At 70.6% G+C, this 17,426-nt stretch carries 14 protein-coding genes and 1 tRNA gene; 3 read left to right on the top strand and 12 right to left on the bottom strand.

Features of this window, described 5'->3' with window-relative positions; all coding sequences use genetic code 11:
* Window positions 1-22: 22 nt before the first annotated feature.
* Window positions 23-553 carry a hypothetical protein gene (locus tag D7X74_RS16945; protein WP_233595636.1) on the bottom strand — a complete coding sequence of 177 codons (531 nt, stop codon included), beginning with the start codon at window positions 551-553 and terminating at the stop codon, window positions 23-25.
* A 182-nt stretch (window positions 554-735) separates the two neighbouring features.
* On the opposite strand from D7X74_RS16945, the gene D7X74_RS43010 reads away from it, so the two are divergent.
* Entirely contained in the window at window positions 736-1,107 is a 372-nt protein-coding gene (locus tag D7X74_RS43010) for a hypothetical protein (RefSeq protein WP_158620398.1), read from the top strand.
* Window positions 1,108-1,165: 58 nt separating this feature from the next.
* Window positions 1,166-1,330 (top strand): hypothetical protein, encoded by a 165-nt coding sequence (locus D7X74_RS43005; protein WP_158620397.1) that lies wholly within the window; start codon window positions 1,166-1,168, stop codon window positions 1,328-1,330.
* Here the strand turns inward: D7X74_RS43005 and D7X74_RS16935 are convergent.
* The 6 genes from D7X74_RS16935 to D7X74_RS16910 form a co-directional block, all read right to left on the bottom strand.
* Window positions 1,314-2,768, bottom strand: a complete 1,455-nt coding sequence (locus D7X74_RS16935; protein WP_120534008.1) for a HAMP domain-containing sensor histidine kinase — start codon at window positions 2,766-2,768, stop codon at window positions 1,314-1,316. The genes D7X74_RS43005 and D7X74_RS16935 overlap by 17 nt on opposite strands.
* A complete protein-coding gene (locus tag D7X74_RS16930; RefSeq protein WP_120534007.1) occupies window positions 2,765-3,451 on the bottom strand; it encodes a response regulator transcription factor in 687 nt (228 codons plus the stop codon). Before D7X74_RS16930 ends, D7X74_RS16935 begins: the two co-directional genes overlap by 4 nt.
* A 72-nt stretch (window positions 3,452-3,523) precedes the next feature.
* Window positions 3,524-7,615, bottom strand: coding sequence for an IPT/TIG domain-containing protein (locus tag D7X74_RS16925; RefSeq protein ID WP_120534006.1), 4,092 nt, complete (start codon window positions 7,613-7,615; stop codon window positions 3,524-3,526).
* Window positions 7,616-7,746: 131 nt separating this feature from the next.
* Window positions 7,747-8,877, bottom strand: coding sequence for a hypothetical protein (locus D7X74_RS16920; protein ID WP_120534005.1), 1,131 nt, complete (start codon window positions 8,875-8,877; stop codon window positions 7,747-7,749).
* Window positions 8,878-9,044: 167 nt separating this feature from the next.
* Window positions 9,045-9,117: transfer RNA gene (locus D7X74_RS16915), tRNA-Gly, on the bottom strand.
* A 59-nt stretch (window positions 9,118-9,176) separates the two neighbouring features.
* The gene (locus D7X74_RS16910; RefSeq protein WP_199741838.1) at window positions 9,177-11,120 is read right to left on the bottom strand and encodes an ABC transporter substrate-binding protein; all 1,944 of its coding nucleotides are present in this window, start codon (window positions 11,118-11,120) and stop codon (window positions 9,177-9,179) included.
* A gap of 178 nt (window positions 11,121-11,298) precedes the next feature.
* On the opposite strand from D7X74_RS16910, the gene D7X74_RS16905 reads away from it, so the two are divergent.
* Window positions 11,299-12,144 (top strand): discoidin domain-containing protein, encoded by an 846-nt coding sequence (locus D7X74_RS16905; protein WP_233595635.1) that lies wholly within the window; start codon window positions 11,299-11,301, stop codon window positions 12,142-12,144.
* A 33-nt stretch (window positions 12,145-12,177) separates the two neighbouring features.
* Here the strand turns inward: D7X74_RS16905 and D7X74_RS16900 are convergent, their stop codons facing one another.
* The 5 genes from D7X74_RS16900 to D7X74_RS16880 all read right to left on the bottom strand — a co-directional run.
* The gene (locus tag D7X74_RS16900; protein WP_120534002.1) at window positions 12,178-12,573 is read right to left on the bottom strand and encodes a zf-TFIIB domain-containing protein; all 396 of its coding nucleotides are present in this window, start codon (window positions 12,571-12,573) and stop codon (window positions 12,178-12,180) included.
* Window positions 12,574-12,705: 132 nt separating this feature from the next.
* Complete coding sequence (gene murA, locus D7X74_RS16895) at window positions 12,706-13,977, bottom strand: UDP-N-acetylglucosamine 1-carboxyvinyltransferase (RefSeq protein WP_120534001.1); 1,272 nt, start codon at window positions 13,975-13,977, stop codon at window positions 12,706-12,708.
* 39 nt (window positions 13,978-14,016) lie between these two features.
* A complete protein-coding gene (gene prmC / locus D7X74_RS16890) occupies window positions 14,017-14,880 on the bottom strand; it encodes a peptide chain release factor N(5)-glutamine methyltransferase (RefSeq protein WP_120534000.1) in 864 nt (287 codons plus the stop codon).
* Entirely contained in the window at window positions 14,877-15,968 is a 1,092-nt protein-coding gene (prfA, locus tag D7X74_RS16885) for a peptide chain release factor 1 (protein WP_120533999.1), read from the bottom strand. Before prfA ends, prmC begins: the two co-directional genes overlap by 4 nt.
* 283 nt (window positions 15,969-16,251) lie before the next feature.
* Window positions 16,252-17,426: CapA family protein (locus tag D7X74_RS16880; RefSeq protein ID WP_147446587.1), on the bottom strand; the 1,175-nt coding region annotated here is incomplete at its 5' end.

Here is a 17,426-nt window from a genome sequence, read left to right as displayed (position 1 = left end):
GCAATCGCTCCCGGCCCGTGCTTCACCCCAGGAACGCCGCGATCTCGAACCATCCCCCATCGACGACCTCGACCGAGATCGTCCTCGTGATCAGGTTCACCCTCAGGCAGACGAAATCCGCGCCGTCTTGCCGTCGCAGGTTGGCGTAGAACACCAGCCCCCGCGCATCCCACCGCGGCGCCTCCCAGCGCGCCAGCCCCCGCTCCCCGATGGTGCCGCTGCGGACCACTTCCGGTCCCGGCTGATCCTCCGTGAGGTGGCGCAGGTCCCTCCTCGTGCGAATGACCCGCGCTTGGGTCGTCCGGTTCACCAGCTCCATCAGTTCCTCGAGGCCGGTGTCTGAATCCAGCTCCGCCCACGACTCTCTCAGGAACGCATTCAGCCCCTCGATGGTTCCCGGTGCCGGCACGAACGTCTCCCCCATGGCCAGCCACTCCGTGCCGCGGCCCCACGCCACCTTCATCCCGACCAACTCCGTCCAGCCCTTCGCTCCGATCTCCTCGAGCTTCGCGCGAAGGGCAGGCCCTGCTTCGTGGATGTCGTGCTCGTTCATCGCGGTGCTTCCTCCTCCATGAGGCGTATCAGCACCGGACCGATTCAAAAACGCCGCCTCGCCGGAAAACCGTCTGGTCGCGTCTGGGAGGGGTGGCATCGGGCCACCTGTGCCGGAGGCCTGTCTTCAGGGTGATGTGTCTGGACTTGTCGTTGAATACAGCCCTCACGTCCGAGTTGCCCATGACCCTCAAAGCCATCCACCGTCCTGTCCTCGTGTCGTCGCTGATCCTCTTCGCTGGCCTCGCCTGGGCCGGAGAGCCCCGGGGAAGCCCGGCCTCCGCTCGCGCGGTGATGACAGACACCTGCACCGACCTGCCGGTGGACCTCGCGCAGGCGGCCCAGGTCGCGAAGCTGCCCATCTCCACGGAGGAGATCGCCACGGCGACCGCGGGCTCATCCGCCCTCGCGGCCGCGCCCGCAGTGGGACTCGAAGAGGTCCCCGCCACCCGGTATGCCCAGGGCGTCGACGTCGGCTTCGTGTATGTGAACGTGCCGGACTCCGCTGTTCCCGCGGGCGTCTACCGCATCCCATGTCTCCGCCAAGGCGAGTGACATCCGGGTCGGGACCTACACGGGCAGCGCGGGCTTCTTCGACCTGTATGGGAATGAAGTGGTCCAGCTTCCCGTGATGTTCGACACGACCGCGCTGGAGGTCCCCACCCAGGTCCACCACGTCAGCAAGGCCAAGGTCAAAGTGGTCATCGGCCACTCGCACGTGGCCTTCACCGTGGCCGATGTCACCGCGTGCGGGCAGGTGGTCATCCAGTCGTTCTAGGGAGAGGCGGTGGGCACCCCGCGGCGCGCGCAGCCATCGCTTCCGCGGGCGGCGCCGCCCGGGGGCCCTCGATGATGACCTGGAGCCCCCGAGGCGCGTTCGCCGAGAACGTCAGGGTCAGCCCGGCCCGCCGGCACAGCTCGCGAACGATGGCCACGCCCAGGCCGCTGCCGCGAGGGTCCCGGTGTCGGGCCTCGGGAGCGCGGAACAGCCGCTCGCCCAGGCGGCCCAGGCCCTCGGGGGGAAGCCCCGGTCCGTCATCGAGCACCGTGAGGCGGAACCGCTCCGTCCCCACCGGCTCCAGCAGCGCCACCACGTGTCCGCCCGGGTCGCCATGGGTGATGGCGTTGTGGACCAGGTTGCCCACCGCCTGTTCCAGCATCGTCGGGTGACAGCGAACCCAGAGCTCCGCATCGGGGTGCGAGGACTCCACGGACAGCGCCTTGCGGCGGGCCAGCAGCCCCAGCCTCCGCACCACGCGCTCCACGATCATCCCCAGCTCCGCGCGAGGCTCCCCCTCCAGCGGATCCACGTCCTCACCGAGCTGGCAGGCCAGGCGCAGGTTGTCCACCAGCGCCGTGAGGTACACGGTGTCCTCGATGCCTCGCACCAGCAGCTCCGGCAGGGCCTGCGAGGGCGCCGTCGTGGCCAGCTCCAGCGCGAGCTGCAGGGACGCGATGGGCGTCTTCAGGTCATGCGCCACGTTGGACAGGAAGCGCTCCAGCGCGTGCTTTTGGGCCTCGATGCGCGCCGCGTCCGACAGCACGCGCGCATGCGTGGCATCCAGCCCGCGGGACAGGTCGCCCAGCTCGTCCGCGATCGTGTCGGCCGGGGACGCATAGCCCGGGCTGCCCAGCCCGCCCGCCGCGCCGTGCAGCCGCCGCAGCCGCCGCAGCAGCGGGGTGATGACCGCCGCCATGGAGAGCGCGGACGCCAGCGCCGTGAAGGCCACCGCCGCGAGCAGCATCCAGCGCAGCTCGCTCAGCCGGTTCGTCATCCGCGGCCACCGGTACTCCAGCAGGCTGCACGGTCCCGCGGCCGCCACCCGCGTCAGGAGCTTTCCTCCCCACGCGCTGCCGTCGAAGAGCGGGAAGTGGAGGGAGACGGGCTCCTGCTCTCCCTGGGCCATTCTCGCGACGAGCGCCGGGTCTGGCCCCGCGCCGGAGGTCCCGGCTCCGGGCGAGCCCAGCACCCGGGCCGCGTCGAAGGCCACCACCGTGAGTCCCGTGGGCGAGGTGTACGTCCAGCCGCCAGGCGCCGCGCGACACGCCTCGCCATGGGTCATGAGCATGGCCTCGGTGAAGAAGCGCGCGCTGAACCGCGTGGACTCCGCCACCACCTTCCGGACGGAGAAGTACGACGCCGCCAGCGTCGCCAGCACCCCCAGCAGCAGCGACGCGACGGTGGTGCGCCACGCCAGTCCGCTCCAGAGCTTCATGGGCCAGGCTCCGGGTCGAACCGGTAGCCGATGCCCCACGCCGTCCGCAGGTGCGCGCCCGCGGGGCCCAGCTTCTTGCGGATGCGCGCCACGTGCGAGTCCACCGTCCTTGCGTCCCGCTCCTCGTTGGGGGGCAGGGCCTGGTCGGCGATCTGCTCCCGCGTGAGGGCGCGGCCGGGGCGCTCGGCGAGGTAGAGGAGCATGTCCAGCTCGTTGCGCGTGAAGGCGACGGGGCCGGCACCCTCCCGGCTCACGGTGCGCGCATCCAGGTCGATGCTCACGTCCGCCCAGCGCAGCACGCGGCGGGCCTCCTCGTCCGGAAGGCGGAGCCTTGCCCGGATGCGGACGATGAGCTCCTCCAGCCAGAACGGCTTGGCCAGGTAGTCCACCGCGCCCAGGCCGAAGGAGCGCAGCCGGGCCTCCAGCTCCTGCCGCGCGGTGAGGACGATGACGGGGACCCGGAGCCGGTGTCTCCAGGCCTCGAGCAGCTCGAAGCCATCCAGCCCCGGGAGGTTCAGGTCCAGCACCACCAGGGCGGGGCGCTCCTTCTCCGCCAGCTCCAGCGCCTGCCGGCCGTCGGTGGCGAGCGACACCTGGAAGCCCGCGAGCTTCAGCCCGCGGACGAGCCCGGCGGCGATGGGCGGGTCGTCCTCCACGACCAGGATGGGACTGCGTGGGTCCATGGCGGACGACCTCCCGTGTGAAGCGGCGGGGCCCCACGATGGAGCGGGCCCCGCGGTGGAATCAACCGGTGCTCAGCTCGCGGCCCGCGCCGGGGCGGACGTCGTCACGGAGGTGACCTGGAAGCCCCCCTTCGACGAGCCCGGCGTCGGCAGGGTGTTGGTCACCTGGATGACCCCGGACGCAGCGCCCGGGGGCACCGTGAAGGTGAGCTGCGCGTCGCTCAGGACCTGGAAGTGCTTCAGGGACACGCCGCCCAGGCTCACGTCCGTCGCCCCGGTGAAGCCGGCGCCGTCCACCGTCACCCGCGTCCCGGGTGGGCCCGCCGTGGGCGAGAAGCCCTGGACCTCCGGGGGCGCGCTGCTCTCCACGTGGAAGTCCGTGGACGACGTGGTGACGGCGTCCTCCGTGGCCACCTGGACGTGCCCGCCCACCGCGCCCGAGGGCACCCAGGCCGTGAGCCCCGTGTCGCTCCGCACGGTGAAGCTGGCGGGCATGGCGGAGTCCCCGAAGCTCACGCGCCGCGTGTTCGTGAAGCCCTGGCCCTCGATGCGGACCTCGGTGCCGGCGGGACCGCTCGTGGGCGTGAACCCCGTCACGCTCACGGGCACGGTGAAGGGGGCCTCCGACCCGCCCGTGCCCGCGCCGTTGGTGACGGACACGCTCCCCGTCATCGTGTCGTTGGCCACCACCGCGACGAGCTGCGTGTCGCTGTGCACCTCGTACCTGGCCGCCGGGACGTCCCCGATGCGCACGCCCGTCGTCGCGGTGAAGCCGGAGCCGGTGAGGGTGACCTCCGTCCCCGCGCCGCCGGTGGCGGGCGTGAAGCCGGTGACGGTGGGCCGCGCGCCCGGCGCCACGGTGAACGTCACGGTGCTCCGGACCTGGCCTCCGGGCGTGGTGACGTGGACCGGCCCGGTGACCGCGCCGGGGGGCACGGTGACGACGAGCGAGTCTCCCTTCACGCTGATGGGGGCCTCCGCGGTGGACAGGTCGCCGAAGCGCACGGACGTCGCGTCCGTCAGGCCCGTGCCGCCGAGGGTGACCGCGTCGCCCGCCTTGCCGGACGCGGGCGTCATCGTCTTGAGGCCGGGCGGGGCCACGAAGTGGAAGGACTGGGTCGTCTTCTGGGTCCCCCGCGTGTTGGTGACGCTGATGAGGCCGCTCTGCGCCTTGGCGAGCACGTAGGCGGTGAGCGTCGTGTCGGAGTCCACCTCGAAGCCCGCCGCGTCCACGCCGTCGAAGCGCACGCGCGTCGTCCCGGTGAAGCCGGAGCCGGTGAGGGTGACGGCCGTGCCTCGGCCGCCGTTCGCGGGGCTGAAGGACGCAATCACAGGCACCGCGGTGCTCAGCACGGTGAAGGACTGCTCCGTCCGCGCGGTGCCGGCGGGCGTCTGCGCGCAGATGGGGCCGCTGGCCGTGCCCCCCGGCGAGGTGACGGTGAGCTGCGTGTCGCTCACGGAGAGCAGGGGCACCTCCACGCCCGGCGCTCCCAGGTGGACCGCCGTGGTGCCGCCCAGGCCGGTGCCGTGAAGCGTGACGGTCGTGCCCGGCGCGCCCTGCGTGGGCGAGAAGTGGGTGAGCTGGGGCGGGGTCTGGAGCTGGAACGGCCGGGATGACGCCCCCGAGCCGCGGGTGTTCGTGATGCCGATGGGGCCGGACGTCGTCCTGGGCCCCACGGCCGCGACGAGCTGCGTGTCGCTCAGCACGGTGATGGAGGACGCCGGCGTCCCGTTGAAGGTGACCCCCCGGGTGCCCGTGAAGCCGGAGCCGGTGACGGTGACCTCGGTGCCCTCCAGACCCGACGGAGGCTCGAACGTGCCGAGCGTGGGGGGCGCGCTGCTGACGGCGGTGAAGCCCGCCACGGTGGCCCTGCCGCTCGGCGTGACGACGGTGATGGGGCCGCTGACGGCGCCCGGTGGCACCCGGGCGGTGAGCTGGCCCTGGGACCTCGCGACGATGGGCGCGGGCAGATCCTCGGAGAAGTACACGGCCGTGGTGGAGTCCAGGTCCTCTCCGCGCAGCGTCACCGTGGCGCCGGCCTCCGCGCTCGCCGGGCTGACGGACTGGAGGGTGGGCGCGGGGGTGACGGCGAAGGACGCGCTCGACGTGGCGGTGCCCGCGGGCGTCATCACCTGGAGGGGGCCGCTCGTGGAGCCGTCCGCGACCCGCGCCACGAGCTGCTGGTCGCTCCAGCACCGGACGTACGACGCCAGGGTGTCCCCGAACTTCACGCCGCGCACCCCGGTGAAGCCCGAGCCCGTGACGGTGACCTGCGTGCCGGGGGCACCGCCCTGGGGCGTAAAGCCGGTGATGACCGGGCCCTGCGAGGCGCTTCGGGACGGGGAGGTGCTCAAGGTGCCGCCGGACGGGATGAACTGGCCGTGCACCAACAGCCCCGCGACGAACGCGACGCCCTGGAGGGTGAAGTCCTGGAGGTCGGGCGGATCCTTGGGGAAGCCCTCCTTGCCCTGGAGCAGGCCAAGGGTCGCCGACTGCGCCCTGGACGCCGCGCTCAGGTACACGGCGGCGATGATGCCGGCCACGATGGCCGCGAGCGAGAAGCCGGAGCTCAACGCCTGAATGGTTTGCACGGCCGGGTCATCCGGGTTCGGCGTGATGCTCACCTTCGGGTCGAGGATGTCGTGGTAGAGGCCCGGCTTGCCTTCTTTGTTGTCCTTGACCGTCAGGGTGTAGATGCCCGAGGTCTTGATGACCATGTGACTCGCGGTGCCCCTGAGCGAGAACGAGACGCCCTTGGCGGGGGTGAGGGACATCGTCAGGGTTGTCAGGTGGAAGTGCTTGCCCTGCAGCGTCGTCGCGTCCACCGGCTTCACGAGTGAGAGCACGGGTGGGGTGCCCGCGACGCGCAGGTCCGAGGCGGGGATGCTCAGGCTGGTGGCGACCTGGGGGAGCATCAGGGCCAGCACGAAGTCGTCATCCAGCGACAGCGTCGTGTTCTGGGTCGCGGAGGTGGCGAGGTCGGCGTCGGGGGCGATGGCCTTGGGCGCGGGCCACCGGGGCGGCAGGGTGTTGCGGCCCATGGCCAGCAGCACGAGGCCCGTGTCCGGGCTGTGGGGCTGCGTGAAGACGCCCGTCGTCGGCATGGAGTCGGAGGGCTCCATGGTGGAGAGCGGCTTCGCGGCCACGGTCATACCCATCAGCAACGCGCGCACGGCGCTCGCGATTCGCGGCGCGGCGTCGGAAGGGGGCGTCACGGAGACGGTGAACGTGTGCTCCGGGTCGAAGAACCAGAGGTAGGACTGGGCCTGCTGGTCCTCGAGGGGGGCGTCCTTCGCGGTGGAGGGGACGGTGGCCGCGCCGCCCTGGAGGCTGCCCGTGTGGTTGTCGTGGAGGTTGGTGACGGTGCCACCGGAGAAGGTCCAGTCCCCGACGAGGCCGGCGCTCTTCGGGTCGACCTGGACGTTCATCGCCATCTGGAGGTCCGGGGTGGCGCGGGCGACGTTCCAGATGCGGACCCGCGCGAGGTTCCCGTCGAGGCCCGCGCCGAGCATCAGGTCCGAGCCGGAGGCCCTCAGTCCGGAGGGTAGGGGCGCCGTGCCCTTGGGCTGGCCATCGACGACGAAGGTGAGGGTGCCCTTGTTCGCGGACACGGCCACATGGTGCCAGCGGCCGTCATCCAGCGAGGCATTGCTCAGGCTGGCCGAGGCATAGCGCCCGCTGCCCCAGGCGAGCACGAGGCAGTCATCCTCCAGGCCCAGCGACACGCCCGCGCTGGCGAGGGACAAGAGGGTCTGCGGGCCGCCGGTGCTCATCCGCAGCCACGTCTCCAGGGTGAGCGAGTCGCCGCTGAGCTGCCAGGTGCCGCCGGGGCTCGCGCCACAGCCCGGCGCACCGGTGGTGGACAGGTACCAGTCCGGGTAGACGCAGCCCATGCCGAGGCAGGCCAGCGTCACGGCGATGGCGACGGTACCGTCGGTGGACTGGCCACCCTGGGTGACGGTGTCGGGCACGTTGAGGATCAGCGTGCCCGCCGCCGGATCGAACGCGCACGTCGTCTCCGACAGGCGCAGCGTCAGCGTGGTGTCCTTGTCCAGCCGCTGGGTGATGTCCGGCTGGTTCCCGAAGACGCGGCTGATGCCCGTCGAAATCAGCGTCGGGTCGCAGGCGACCGCGAGGTTCCACCCCTGATTCACATCCGACATGACTGCCTCCCCCCTCCAGGCGCCCCAAGCGCCTCGTCAAGGTGGGAAGAAGATGCCGGCAGGTTGTGGAGGAAGTGTGGAGCCGGTGGACGAAGGCCGGGAGTCCTGGGCACTCCGAATGGGCAGTTCGATTACAGCAGGCCGTCCAGCCAGGTGAGCTGCGCGTCAATCGTCTCCGAGACGACGAGCGGCTGATCCGACGTGCTCGGGTCGGTGTACGGATTGCCAATCTCCTTGTGCTGCCACTTCACCCAGGTCTGCTTGTACCAACCCCAGTCCAGGTTCGTGCCCGTCGAGGGAGGCGTGGCGCCGGAGTACGCGGAGAAGGCGCGGATGCCGGCGGCCGGCACGACCTCCTGGCCTCCGACCACCTGGTACAGGTGCAGCCGAGCGCGGCGGGGGAACTGGGCGGACAGGTCGGTGGCCCAGGCGCCATAGAACGTGCCCCAGGGGCGCACGGGGTTGTTCACCTTGGTGTCGAACGTGCCCAGTTCGCCCTGGCTGTTCCTGCACACGCCATCGAACGACGACACATAGATGTCGATGCCATCCAGCGCCGTGTTGGCGCGGAGCGCCTGGGCCATGCGCATCACCAGACATCCGCCGCGTGAGCTGCCCGCCAGGTAGATGGACCGCGTCTCGGGCCGGACCTGGGCTTGGAGCCACTGGGCGAATCCGTTGACGATGCGCTGCTTCGTGTCGCTGTCGAACAGGTGGTCGAAGTTGTTGTCATTGACCACGGACAGGTGTGTCTTGCCCGGAGGAAACCAGCCCAGGGCCTGGAGCTTCATGGCCAGGGAGCGTCCATCCAGGAGCACATTGGGGCAGGAGACGCCGTCACAGGTCGCGTCCCAGTTGGAGGACTGGCCCGTCACCCCGCTGGAGTGGCCGCTGCTGGAGATCTTCTGCCCGGCCGTCATGAAGACGATGGCCTCGCGCACGCTCGGGGCCTCCACCTGGGCGATGCGGATGGCGTGGAGCGTGCTGTCGGAGGCGCCGGCCGCGCGGAACTGCTCGAAGCCCGGTGCCGCCTGGTAGTTGCCGGAGGCGTCCTTGTAGACGACCCGCCGCGACACCACCGTGCGGCTGCTCCCGTTGGGATGGGACAGGGCCTGGGATTGTGAGTCCAGGGACGCCTCGGGCTCCCCCGGTAACAAGGCCTCGGGCTCTGGCGGAGCACAGCCCGTGAGGGTGCCCCCCAGTGCGAGGGCGAGGCCCGCCCAGAGGGTGATGCGACGAGGGAAACCCGCGATGTGGACCATGGACGGCTCCTGGAGTGTGGAAGGGCTGCGCGGGGCGCAGCGGAGCCCATGTCAGGTCGGATCCTGGCCTTTCGCGAGTTGTCCGACGCCGAAAGGCGGTCCAAGGCCCGCAAAGACGAAGGCCGGTAGTCCCGAGTTTCCTCAAGAACTACCGGCCTTTATGAGTGAGCGGCGGAAGGGATTCGAACCCTCGACCCCGAGCTTGGGAAGCTCGTGCTCTACCAACTGAGCTACCACCGCAGGCGAAGCGAGGCCCAAAGTAGGGGCGGGCCTCGAGGTTGTCAATCAGAAGTGGGCCGCTACTCCCCCTCTTCAACAGTCAGCTGGTACGAGTCCTGGAAGTTGGCCTCGCGGTTGCGCGCGTCGCGCACCTCGAAGAGGTAGACGCCCGGTTCGGCGCTGTAGCGGATGGTCTCCGGCTGGTCGCCCTTGGCCCGGTCGGACGTCTGCACGAGCGTCAGCTTCCCGTCCGGCTGCACGCGGTGCAGGTACAGCCCCACGTCCACCTTGAGGATGCCCAGCAGGGTGGCGGTGAGCGACGTGCGCACCGGCCTGTCAGACAGGTCCACCCGGAAGTAGTCCACGTCCTTCGCCGGGTACACCGTGCCGCGCACCGCCTTGCCCAGCGCCAGGTCCTGCGCGCGCTCGGAGGTGTTGTTCGGCTCGCGCTCCTCGCTGCCGTTGTCCGGCACCGTCGTGACCGTGATGCGGTAGGGCTGCTCCGCGTTCTCGAAGTCCTTCACGAATTTGGCCCCCACCTTCCGGAACGACCCCTCCACCCGGAAGTAGCAGGTGCCGTTGCACGCGACGTTGTTCAGCCGCTCCGGCTCCTTGAGCGCGCCGTCGTTGGCCTTGAGCAGCACCGTCTCCTTCTGCCCGTCGCCCTGCGGCGGCTCCACCATGGACAGCGTGAGGTCCAGCCGGTCCACGCCCGTCAGCTCCACCTTGGCCAGCACCGGCTCGCGCGTCGTCAGCACGTAGTTGTCCACGTCCGACTTGGGCGACAGGAAGCCCTCGCGGTAACCCGCGCCCGTCAGCGGCGTGGCCTTGAGCAGCTCGTCGTTGGGCTCCAGCTCCGCGTGCGCCCCCGCCTCCTCCTGCGACACGGTCAGCGTGTAGGGCACCTGCGCGTTGAACGTACGCCGCTGCGCCTTGCCGGTGCCCACCCAGCCGCCCTTCACCACCAGGTAGACGACCCGGTCCGTCGCGCGCACGCCGATGTTGCGCAGCGCCAGCGGCTCGCCCTCCTTGCCCTGCAGCGTGAACAGCGGCGCCTCCGCGGCGGACAGCACGGAGATCTCCGGACGCACGCCCTCCACGGCGGACAGTTCAATCTTCAGCGCGACCGACGGCACCTCGGGAGGCAGCGGGATGCCCGCGTCCACCACCGCCGAACCCGCGGCTTCCCCGGCGATCTCTCCAGCGGGCGGAGTCGCAGGGGGCGTGGCGGGAGGCTCACCGCCCGCGAACGTGCCTTCCGGGGAAGGGGAGGGCGCCGCGTTGTCGTCGATGACCGGCGTCTCGTCCGGCACGGACGGAGGCGGCACGGCCGCGCCCGTCGGGGCCGGTGCACCCGGGGCCGCCGGCGCTGTGTCCGGAGCAGGGGCCTGCACGGGGACCTCTCCGCCCGGGGTGCCGGTGTCGGGCAGCTCCACCCGGTACCAGTCCTCATCCCCCGAGTGTCCCAGGAACGCCGTCACCGTCTGCCCCAGCGGCAGGGCCGCGGCGTCCACGGCGCGGTCGTTGGGCTCGCGCTCCTCGCCGTCGTTGGGCGCGCGGTACTTCACTTCCAGGGTGTAGGCCCCGCCCATCCCCTTGCGCGCGGGCGACACCACCACCCAGCGCTCCTTCTCCACGAAGAGGTTGGGGAGGCGCTCGCCCTTGCCCTCGCCGTCGCTGTTGACGCCCACCAGCCGGTTGCGGTCCTGGTCGTAGACGTCCAGCTTGATGTCCCCGCCCGGCAGGCCCGACACCGTCACGTCCGCGATGCGCGGCGCACCCGGCGCGAGCCGGTACCAGTCCTCGTCCAGCTTGTTGGGCTCTGCCGCCAGGCCCCCCGTCACCACGCTGTCGCGCGTGAGCGCCAGCGACTGGTCGGGACGCTCGTTGGGCTCCTGCTCCGTGAGCGCCGCCGGGCCCGTCTCCACCACGCCCGCGTCCACCTCCTGCGGGACGTCCTTCTTGCAGGCGGCCACCCCCAGACCCAGCCCCAGCACACAGACCCAGCCCCAACGTCGATTCACGTCTTCCTCCTCGGTCGCATCGCCTTGTCGGCCCGGGGGTGTCCGGGTGTCAAGCACCCCCAACCCGCGCCAGGGCGCTTTCATCCAGGCCCCCCGCCAGAGCCTGAAGGTCCGGTGGAGACGGAAGGTGCGCACCCGGACTGGAGCCCCGGGGCAGGGACGATCCAAGATGCGCCCCATGCGAAGCCTGTCCGTGGCCTCCCTGCTGCTCGCCGCTCCCTCCGTCCTCGCCGCCGCGCCGGCCGCGCCCGGCTATGCCCAGGCGGAAGCCTACGTGGAGAAGGACGCGCGTCCGGAGCACTACTCGCCCCTGAACCTGCTGGACGGCCGGGACACCACCGCGTGGTGCGCCGAAGGGGAGAAGCCCGCCCACGTCATCATCGGCTTCAAGGAGCCCGTCACCCTGGACGAGGTGCGCGTCTACACGGGCGATGGCACCTCCCGCGACGCCTTCAAGGCCAACGGCCGGGTGCGCAAGTTCACCCTCACCAGCGTGGAGGCCTCGCGCAGCGTCACCGTGCAGGACAAGCGCGGCCTGCAGGCGGTGCCCCTGACGCAGCCGCTGTTCGGCGCGCGCTTCGTCCTGGAGGTGGCCGACCGCTTCCCCGGCACGAAGGAGGGCGCCCCGGTGTGCATCACCGACCTCGTCCTCTACTCGGGCGGCAAGCCCCTCAACGCGCCCGCGCTCGCCACCCGCTTCAAGTACGACGCCCGCGTGGCGCCGCTTCTGGGCACGTGGTTCGGCGGCCACGAGGGCGCCCCGGAGCGCTTCCTGTCCTTCTTCGTGGACGGCACCTGGCGCTTCTCGCTGGAGCCCCTGGAGACGCCCGAGCCCACCACGGTCGTCACCGGCACCTACACGGTGTCGGGCAGCCGCGTGACGTTGGACATCCCCAAGAAGGGCCGGGTGCCGGTGGGCTTCGAGCGAAGCGCCGCCGGCGAGGGGCCGAAGGCGTCCGCCTCGCTGGCGCTGGACGGCGCGCTCCCCGCGGAGTGGGGGAGCGACTTCCGCAGCCATCCCTGACAACGCCCGGAACGTGGCCCGGGCGTCGGCCGGCTAGATGGCGGCCCGGGTCTTCCGCTTCGCGTCGAAGTTGCGGAAGAAGGCGACGATCTTCTCCTCCGCCTGCTTGGCGTCGGCCGCGTCCGCGAACTCCGACTCCAGGAAGATGCCTCCGCACGACTCGCAGGAGTCGAAGTGCAGGGGGTGCTGACGGTCGCCACCGTCAACGCGAACCAGGTCGACCTTGCAGTCCGGGCAGTTGCCAGTCAGGGCCTCGGCGTCCACCTTGCCGCCCTGGCCCTCGAGTCCGAGCAGGTTGTTGTGCAGGAGGATCCGGTTCAGGTCCGCGACGTTGATCCACAGCCCGCCGCATTCTTTACATTCCCGCAACGTCTCGTGATCTCCCTCGAGATCAGTCATTTCGACGTCGCAACCAGCGGGGCAATCCATGGGGCGGCTCATTCTCCTGAAAAGGGGAGCGGTGCTCCCCGGTGAATGGAGAATGATAAGTCGCCCAAAAATTCGGATGCAACCCATGCGGCTGCTTCTGTTGGCAACGGGCGTTCGACCAGCCCCCAGGGCTCAGGCCCGCTCCTTCACCCGCCGGATGTCCGCCCCCAGGCCGCGCAGCTTCCGCTCCAGCCGCTCGTAGCCCCGGTCCAGGTGGTAGACGCGGCTCACCTCGGTCTGCCCCTCCGCCCGGAGGCCCGCCAGGATGAGGGACGCGCTGGCGCGCAGGTCGGTGGCCATCACCTGGGCCCCGCTCAGGCCCTTCACGCCCTTCACCACCGCGGTGTGCCCCTGGATGGTGATGTCGGCACCCAGCCGGTGCAGCTCCGGCACGTGCATGAAGCGGTTCTCGAAGATGTTCTCGGAGATGACCGACGTGCCGTGGCTCACCGTCATCAGCGCCATCAACTGCGCCTGCATGTCGGTGGGGAAGCCCGGGTGCTCCGTGGTGGTGATGTTCACCGACTTGAGCGACCTGGGCGCCTTGCAGCGCAGGCCGCCACCCTCGGCGGTGATGGTGCAGCCTGATTCGCGCAGCTTGTCGATGACCGCGTCCAGGTGCTCCGGCCGGGCGTGCTTCACCAGCACGTTGCCCCCGCTGATGGCCGCCGCGACCAGCAGCGTGCCCGCCTCGATGCGGTCCGGCAGGATGGCGTGGTCCACGGGGTTCAGCGACTCCACGCCCTCGATGGTGATGACGGACGAGCCCGCGCCCTCCACCTTCGCGCCCATCTTGTTGAGCACCCGCGCCAGCTCCTCCACCTCCGGCTCGCGCGCGCAGTTCTCCATCACCGTGCGGCCCTTCGCGAGCACCGCCGCCATCATCACGTTCTCCGTGCCGGTGACGGTGATGACGTCGAAGTTGACCATGCCGCCCTTGAGCTGCTTCGCCCGGGCCTCCACGTACCCTTCGGTCAGGTGGATTTCGGCGCCCAGCGCCTTCAAGCCCTTCAGGTGCTGGTCGATGGGCCGCGCGCCAATGGCGCACCCTCCCGGCATGGACACGCGCGCCCGGCCGAAGCGCGCGACGAGCGGCCCCAGCACCAGGATGCTGGCGCGCATCGTCTTCACCAGGTCGTAGGGCGCCTCCGGGGTGATGTCCCCGGTGATGCTGATTTCACAGGTGTCGGCCTTCTTGCCCGTCAGCCGCTCGGCCTCGCACCCCATCGTGCGCAGCACCGCCAGCATCGTCTTCACATCCGCCAGGTCCGGCACGTTGCGGAAGGTGGTGGTGCCCTCCGCCAGGAGCGCGGAGGCGAGGATGGGCAGCGCCGCGTTCTTCGCGCCGGACACCTCCACCTCACCGTGCAGCGGGGTGCCACCCTTCAGAACGATCTTGTCCATGTCTTCCCGTGCCTCTTCCCAGCCTCGGCCCTGTGGCCGTCAGGCCGCGGGCTGTGTCCCGAACGCCATGCGTTCACGCCGTTCCAGGTCCTTCTCCACACGCGCGTCCGCGTACCCCGCGGCCCGCAGGAGCTCCAGGACGGCGCTTCCCTGGGTCTCCCCCATCTCCAATGCAAGCAGTCCGCCAGGCTCCAGCACCCGCCGAGCGCCCTGGATGACCCGCCGCAACGCCGTCAGGCCATCCGGTCCGCCATCCAGCGCCAGCCGGGGCTCGCGGCGCACCTCCGCCGACAGCCCGGCGATGTCGCCCGAGTCGATGTACGGCGGGTTCGACACCACCACCTGGAAGCGCGCGTCCGGGGGCAGGGGCCCGAACAGGTCGCCCTCCAGCACCAAGACGCGGTCCGCCACGCCCAGCGCCTGGGCGTTCTCCTTCGCCAGCGCGCACGCGTCCGGGGACAGGTCGGTGGCGAACACGGTGGCCTGGGGGCGCTCGGCCGCCACGCTGATGGCGATGCAGCCGGAGCCCGTGCACACGTCCAGCACCTTCGAGGGCGCGTCCCTGGGCACCGCGTGGAGGAGGGCCTCCACCAGCAGCTCCGTCTCCGGCCGGGGGATGAGCACGCGCGCGTCCACCTTGAAGGGCCGGTTGTAGAACTCCTTCGTGCCCGTCAGGTAGTTGGTGGGCTCTCCGGCGAGGCGGCGCTCGATGAGCGCTCGGAACGCGGTGAGTTCCTCCTTCGCCAGGGGCCGGTCCAGGTCCACGTACAGGCGCACGCGGCCCGTCTTGAGCACGTGCGCCAGCAGGATTTCCGTCGTGAGCCGGGGCGCGTCCACCTGACGCTTCTCGAAGTGCTGCGTCGTCCAGGTGAGGACCCGGCGGATGGTCCAGACGTCGCTCATGCTTCGCCGGAGGGGCGCCCGCTGCCCGTCTGCGCCTTGAGGGCCTCCGCCTGGTAGTGCGTGCGGCAGGCGGTAATCACTTCGTCCACGTTGCCCACCATGATGGCCGGCAGGTTGTGCACGGTGAGGCCGATGCGGTGGTCGGTGAGCCGGTCCTGCGGGAAGTTGTACGTGCGGATCTTCTCGCTGCGGTCGCCCGTGCCCACCTGGCCCCGGCGCATGGAGTCGCGCTCGTTGCGGATGCGCTCCTGCTCCATGTCGTAGAGCTTCGCGCGCAGCATGCGCAGGGCCATGGCGCGGTTCTTCCCCTGGCTCTTCTCCTGCTGGCACTTCACCACGATGCCGGAGGGCTTGTGGATGAGGCGCACCGCGGAGTCCGTGGTGTTGACGCTCTGGCCGCCGGCGCCCGTGGAGCGCATCACCTGCATCTCGATGTCCGCCGGGTTGATCTGCACGTCCACGTCCTCCGCCTCCGGCATCACCGACACGGTGATGGTGGAGGTGTGGATGCGCCCCTGCGTCTCCGTGGCCGGCACGCGCTGGACGCGGTGCACGCCGGACTCGTACTTGAGCTGGCTGAACACGGCGTCCCCGGACAGCGTCACGGTGGCGTCCTTCACGCCGCCCGCGTTGCCCGCGCTCATGTCCAGGATGTCCGCCTTCCAGCCCTTGCGGTCCGCGTAGCGCAGGTACATCTGCATCACCTCTTCGGCGAAGAGGGCCGCCTCGTCGCCGCCCGCGCCCGCGCGGATCTCCAGGATGACGTTCTTCTCGTCATTGGGATCCTTGGGCAGCAGGAGGATCTTCAGCGCGGATTCCTGCACCTCGCGCTGTTCCTTCAGGCCGGGCAGGGCCTCGCGCGCGTAGGCCTTCTCGTCGGGGTCGGAGCTGGCCAGCCAGGTCTCCACCTCCGACAGATCCGCCAGCACCTTGCGGTAGGCCCGGAACGTCTCCACCAGCCGCTCCAGGGCGGCGCGCTCCTTGGAGACCTTCTGGAGCTTCGCCGTATCGGCGAGGATTTCGGGGTTCGACAGGTCGGCCGTGAGCCGCTCGAAGCGGCGCTCGACCTCTTCCAATTTGTCAATCATGCGTGGGTCCCGGGGCGTCTTGCCCCTTTGGCCGCCCTCTGGCAAGGGCCGAGGGCGTCAAGGAAAACCTTGGCCGTCTGGGCACGGGCATGTAAGAACGCCCCCCGTCGCCGCCCGGTGCGGCCCGATTCACGCCCAACACGGAGCCTTCGATCATGCCTGCACAGAAGGGTAATCGTTCCAAGAAGAAGCTCGCCAACCGCGCCAAGACGCGCAAGGCGCAGCTGAAGCGCCGCCGCAACCGCTTCAAGCGCGGCCAGCGCAACAACAAGTAGCACCCAGACTACTCCCCCCCTCGGACATCCGAGGAGGGGAGCGGTCGGGCCCCTGGCTCACCGGCCTCCGTGGGGCTCAGCGCGGGCAACATCCGCTCCAGCCCCTGGGCCTGGGACGCGGTGCGCAGCAGCGCCATCACCCCTTCGGCCTCGGCACCCGTCACGGGCACCGGCTGGACGGGAAACTCCGGATAGCGGTCGGTCCTGAGCGGCAGCACGTCACTGGACAGGTAGCCCGTGGAACCGAAGCGCGCCCGCCACAGGACGCTGCGCTTGTCCCGGGGATTCCAGTTGCCCCCGAACACGAAGTTGCCCAGCGAGTAGACCACCGGCGCGCCCCGGTACAGCTCCATGGACTGGAGCACGTGGGGGTGGCTGCCGAGCACGCCCGCCGCGCCCGCGTCGATGGCCGCGTGCGCGAGCCGCACCTGGTACGGCTCCGGGGTGGTGTTGCCCTCGATGCCCCAGTGGAAGAAGGGCAGCACGAGGTCCGCGTGCGCCTTCGCGGCGGTGATGTCCTCCACCATCATCCGCTCCATCACCTCCACGTCGGAGAAGTGGCCCGCCACGCCCGGGGTGGTGTCCGTGGCGTAGACCTCCCGCGGCTCGATGTTGCGCGTGCCCAGGAAGAAGTAGCCCAGGAACGCGATGCGCTGGCCTCCCACGGTGAGCAGGGCCGGGCGGCGCGCCTCCGCGAGGTTCCTCCCCGCGCCGAAGTAGGGGACGCCCGCGGCCTCCAGCGTGGTGAGGGTGTCCAGGAGCCCCTGCGCGCCGTAGTCCATCATGTGGTTGTTGGCGAGGCTCACCACGCCCACGTTGCCGGCCTTGAGCACGTTCACCAGCTCCGGCCGCGCCTTGAAGTTGAAGTTCTTGGGCAGCTTCTGCGTGCTGTCCGTGTACGGGCACTCCAGGTTCACGACGAACAGGTCGCCCGAGTCCGCGATGGGCTTCACCTCGCGGAAGCCGTACGCGTACATCTCCTCGCGCGAGCGGCCCTTGCCCACCTGTTCATCGAAGTACGTCTGATAGTGGTGGCCCACCGTCACGTCGCCACCGACGACCAGCGTCACCGGGCGGACGGGCGCCAGGGTGGTCGGCTGGCCGGGGGCGGCCGGCGTGGGGTGTCCTGTATCGGACCCGCCGGAGTCGTCCCGCGTGGGGCCCGTTCCAGGGCCTCCAGGAG

The organism is Corallococcus sp. CA047B, from assembly GCF_003612065.1.
Lineage (GTDB): Bacteria > Myxococcota > Myxococcia > Myxococcales > Myxococcaceae > Corallococcus > Corallococcus praedator.
This window is presented reverse-complemented; position numbering and strand designations above follow the sequence as displayed.